We start from the raw sequence: 4,480 nt of genomic DNA on the forward strand, positions 1-4,480 counted from the left end.
AGCGGGGGCGGTGGGCCGGGGGCCGTCGCGGGTCAGCCGGCGTCGGTGACGTGGGCGAGGAAGGAGGCCAGGCCGGCCTGCATGCTCGCGTAGTCCGCGGCCGGCCCGATCGGTGTCCTGGCGAGGTGGTCGCGGACCGGCGCCAGCAGGGTGTCGACCGCGCGTTTGGCCGCGCGGATCGCCGCCGGCGGCTGGGCCGTGATCGAGGCGACGACAGCGGCGACGGCCTCGTCCAGTTCGGCCTCGGGGACATGGCTGGAGGCCAGACCGAGCCGTACCGCCTCGCGGCCGTCCACCAGCCGTCCCGTGAACAGCAGGTCACGGGCCACGGCGGGGCCGGTGAGCAGCGAGATCCGGGCGGCGAAGGCCGGCGGCACCAGGATCCCCCAGCGGGCGACGGGCATGCCGAGCCGGGCGTCGTCGGCGACGACGCGCAGGTCGCAGGCGCACGCGAGCTGGCAGCCCGCGCCCGCGGCGGTGCCCCGGACGCGTGCGACGACGGGCACGGGAAGACGCTCGACGGCCGTGAGGGCGCTCTCCATCGCGGCGAAGGCCGCGTCGATGTCCGCGGGATCGGCGGACAGCCATTCGCGCATGTCGGAGCCGGCGCTGAAGAAGCTGCCGCCCGCACCGGAGAGGACGACCGCACCGAGCGTGGGATCGTCGGCCAGGTCCTCGAACAGCGTGGCCAGGGCGCGCCAGTCGCGGCCGGCCAGCGCGTTGGCCCGGCGCCCGGTCCCCACCCGCACGGTCGCGACGCCGCCGTCCCGCTGGACGCCGACCGCACCCGAACCGCCGGTCACCGTACCGCTCCGGTGGCACGCAGTTCCTCGATCTCACGTGCGCTGTACCCGGTCTCGGCGAGCACGTCGTCGGTGTGCTGACCGAGCAGCGGGGGAGCGGTGCGTATACGGGCCGGGGTGGCGCTCAGCTTGAGCGGGGAGCCGACCGTGCGCAGTTCCCCGGCCTTGGGGTGGCGCAGGACGCACACCATCTCGCGGGCCAGTGCCTGCGGGCTGCTCAGTGCCTGGTCGACGGTGCTGATCGGCGCGCACGGCACCCCGGCGGCGTCCAGCGCCTCCGCCCAGGCCGCGCCGGAGCGCCGGGTGAGCGCTGCCTCCAGCAGCGGGACGAGTGCCTCGCGGTGGCGCACACGGTCGGGGTTGGTGGCGAACCGCGGATCGTCGGCGAGCTGTGGCTCCCCGATGACCTCGGCGAAGCGCCGCCACAGCCTGTCGTTCCCCGCGGCGACCATCAGATGGCCGTCGGCGGTGGCCAGGGCCTGGTAGGGGACGATCGCGGGGTGGGCGGAGCCGTACGGCCCGGGGGTGTCACCCGTGGCGAAGTATCCGCCGGCCACGTACGTGAGCCAGGCCAGCTGCCCGTCGAGCAGGGAGACGTCGACGTGCTGGCCGCGGCCGGTGGCGCGGCGGGCATGGAGCGCGGCGAGGATGCCGATGACTGCCCACATGCCGGCGCCGATGTCGGCGGTGGCCACGCCGGGGCGCATCGGGGGCCCGCCGCGTTCGCCGGTGATGCTCATCATGCCGCTCTGCGCCTGGGCGATCGCGTCGTACCCGGGCCGCGCGGCCCACGGACCGGTCTGGCCGTAACCGGATATCGACGCGTACACCAGGCCGGGGTTGCGGGCGGACAGTTCTTCGTAGCCGAGACCGAGGCGGGCGGCGGTGCCGGGGCGGAAGTTCTCCACCAGGACGTCGGCGCGCTCGGCGAGCCGCAGCACGCACTCGCGCCCCCGCTCCGCCTTGAGGTCGACGCACACGCCGCGCTTGTTGCGGTTGGCGGCGAGGAAGTAGGCGGCTTCGGTGCCCTGGAACGGCGGCCCCCACTGCCGGGTGTCGTCGCCGTCCTTGGTGTCCTCCACCTTGACGACGTCGGCGCCGAGGTCCGCCAGGACCATCGTCGCCAGCGGGCCGGACAGGATACGGGAGAGATCGAGGACGCGGGTTCCACGGAGGGCGCCGGGAGCGGCGTTCGCGGAAACCGATGCCTTGGACGCTGTCATGCCTGCGCGGTGCCTTTCTCGAGCGGGCGTGGGCCCGGGCCCCGAAACGGATCGCCCGAAAGGCGATCGCCCGAATCGGACGGACCGGATCGGATCGACCGGATCGGATGGGCCGACTGGGCGAAAATTGGATGGACCACTGGACCACTGGACCGTGGGCTAGAGTGTTGGACGGGTCCGAACCGATGTCAAGAGCGGCGTCGGGGTCGGGGGGACCGGACGGGGAAAGGATCTGCGCCGTGACGGATTCGCTGCGCCCGCTGACACGCCCGCGTCTGTACGAGCAGGTGGTCGACAGGCTGCGGGAGTACGTGCACAAGGAGCACCTGCACGCGGGAGACCGGCTTCCCCCGGAACGGGATCTCGCGGACCGGCTCGGCGTCAGCCGGACCTCCGTCCGGCAGGCGATCGTCGCCCTGGAGGTGCAGGGCCTGGTCGAGGTACGGCACGGCGGCGGCACCTACCTCCTGCGGGACCGGCTGGACGCCGAACCGCTGGAGGCGATGATCGACCGGCAGCGCCGGCTTCCCGACGTGCTGGACGCCCGGGACGCGCTCGAGACCAAGCTCGCCTTCCTCGCCGCGACACGCCGGACCGAGGACGACCTTCGAGAGATCGACGCGGCACTGACCGCGATGGCCGAGGCCGTCGAGCGGGGCGAGCTGGGGGTCTCCGAGGACAAGCGGTTCCACGCCGCCGTCACCGCGGCCGGGCACAGCCCCCTGCTCGCCGCGTTCATGTCGGAGATCTCCCTGCCCATCGCCGAGAGCAGGGAGGAGTCACTGCGCCAGCCGGGCCGTCCGGCCCGCTCCCTCGAGCAGCACCGGGCCATCGCCGAGGCCATCCGCGCGGGCGACGGCGAGGCGGCGGCCCGGGCCATGCACCACCACGTGGTCACCGTCGGGCACGTCAAGCTGCTGGACTGGCAGGCCGAAGCACTGGGCTGACCCCGCCGACCGGGCAGGACTGCCGGGGTCGGCGGGTGCGGCGCCCGTTCAGTCGCGCCCGGATCCGGGACCGTACAGGGCGGCGATGTCCTGGGACGCCGCCCACCGGGTGTACGTGGGGGACTGGGGCCAGCCCTCGGGGGAGTCCTGCCACTCCTCCTGCCGGCCGTAGGGGAGGATGTCGATCAGCGCGAAGGTGTGACCGAGCTGCTCGGTGCCCCGGCCGTCGGTGTGCCAGGTGCGGTAGACGGTGTCGCCGTCGCGCAGGAACACGTTGACCGCGAATCCGCCGTCGGGCGGTGCGCCGACATCGGCTCCGAAGGAGCTGCCCGCCGTCGAGTACCACGTCATCCTGTTGCCGACCCGCTGCTTGTAGGCGAGTGCCTCCTTGATCGGACCCTGGGTGACGACGACGAACCGCGCGTCGTAGTCGTCCAGGAACTCCAGCCGGGTGAACTGCGACGTGAAGGCCGTGCAGCCCGGACATTGCCATACCTTCCCGGCGAACCACATGTGGTGGTAGGTGATCAGTTGGCTCCTGCCGTCGAACACGTCCACCAGCCGAACGGGGCCGTCCTCGCCCTCGAGGGTGTAGTCGGGCATCTCGACCATCGGCAGGCGGCGGCGCTCGGCGGCGATGGCGTCCAGCTCCCGTGTCGCGGCCTTCTCGCGGACCCGCAGCTCCTGGAGGCGGCGTTCCCAGGTCGCGGCGTCGACGACGGGGGGAAGTGCGTGGGTGCTCATGGTGGCCTCACAGAACTCGTGCTCAGCTTTTCGCCTGGTTGCAGGGGTAGACCCCGGCAGCCCCTGGAACTCATCGGCGGCCGAGCGGGCGAGCGACCGGGCGGCCGAGCGGCCGGGCGGCCGGGCGAGCGGGCGGCCGGGCGAGCGGGCGACCGGGGACCCGGGTGGCCGAGCACCGCCCGCACCAGGCCCGAGGCGCCGGACATCCACGCACCCGGTGGTCCGTGCGGTGGTGGGTTGCCCTATCACGCCGAACGGTGTCATGGGCTCGGTTCGGAAAACTCGGGGAGGCCGCTCGGCGGGCCGGGACAATGGGTGTGTCACGGCGGGACCCGGTGACGGGCACACATGTCACCGCAGTGCTGCGCCTGCCACGGCAACGGACGAGAACCGAGAGCGGCAACCGCCTTCCGTCGAGGGGGTGGTGCGCGCCGGTCGGGAGGGAGCGACGTGGGTTGTGCGCATGCCGTGGGCTGCCCCCTTTTCCCCTTGCTCAAGTTGAGCCTGAAAGGGTGGCGCGACTACTACTGCGACAGCGACGACCGGTGGCGTGAGTGCGCGCGCTATCAGTTGGCGCAGAGCGGCGAGCGCGTGCCCATCAGCCTGCTGCCCAACGGAGCCAGTGCACGACACCTGGAGGACATGGCCGGCACCGATCGATCCGGCACCGACCGGCCCGTCACCGACCGATCCGGCACCGACAGGCCGGTCACGGACCGATCCGCCACAGGCAGGCCCGACACCGACCGACCCGCTGTCGTCG

Annotated in this window: 4 protein-coding genes and 1 pseudogene; 2 read left to right on the forward strand and 3 right to left on the reverse strand. The window is 73.0% G+C overall.

Annotated elements, in window-relative coordinates:
• Nucleotides 1-32: 32 nt before the first annotated feature.
• On the reverse strand, nt 33-803 hold the full coding sequence (locus GV126_RS32820; protein WP_159674674.1) for an enoyl-CoA hydratase/isomerase family protein: 771 nt from the start codon (nt 801-803) through the stop codon (nt 33-35).
• Complete coding sequence (locus tag GV126_RS32825; protein WP_159674676.1) at nt 800-2,026, reverse strand: CaiB/BaiF CoA transferase family protein; 1,227 nt, start codon at nt 2,024-2,026, stop codon at nt 800-802. Before GV126_RS32825 ends, GV126_RS32820 begins: the two co-directional genes overlap by 4 nt.
• 239 nt (nt 2,027-2,265) lie before the next feature.
• On the opposite strand from GV126_RS32825, the gene GV126_RS32830 reads away from it, so the two are divergent.
• Nucleotides 2,266-2,973: a FadR/GntR family transcriptional regulator gene (locus GV126_RS32830; RefSeq protein WP_159674678.1), complete on the forward strand. Its 708-nt coding sequence runs from the start codon at nt 2,266-2,268 to the stop codon at nt 2,971-2,973.
• Between the two features lie 48 nt (nt 2,974-3,021).
• Here the strand turns inward: GV126_RS32830 and GV126_RS32835 are convergent, their stop codons facing one another.
• Nucleotides 3,022-3,717, reverse strand: coding sequence for a DUF899 domain-containing protein (locus GV126_RS32835; RefSeq protein WP_159674680.1), 696 nt, complete (start codon nt 3,715-3,717; stop codon nt 3,022-3,024).
• A 489-nt stretch (nt 3,718-4,206) separates the two neighbouring features.
• On the opposite strand from GV126_RS32835, the pseudogene GV126_RS32840 reads away from it, so the two are divergent.
• Nucleotides 4,207-4,480 (forward strand): annotated as a pseudogene (locus tag GV126_RS32840) (hypothetical protein); the annotation flags it as partial.

This window comes from Streptomyces mexicanus, assembly GCF_902506575.1.
GTDB classification, from domain to species: domain Bacteria; phylum Actinomycetota; class Actinomycetes; order Streptomycetales; family Streptomycetaceae; genus Streptomyces; species Streptomyces mexicanus.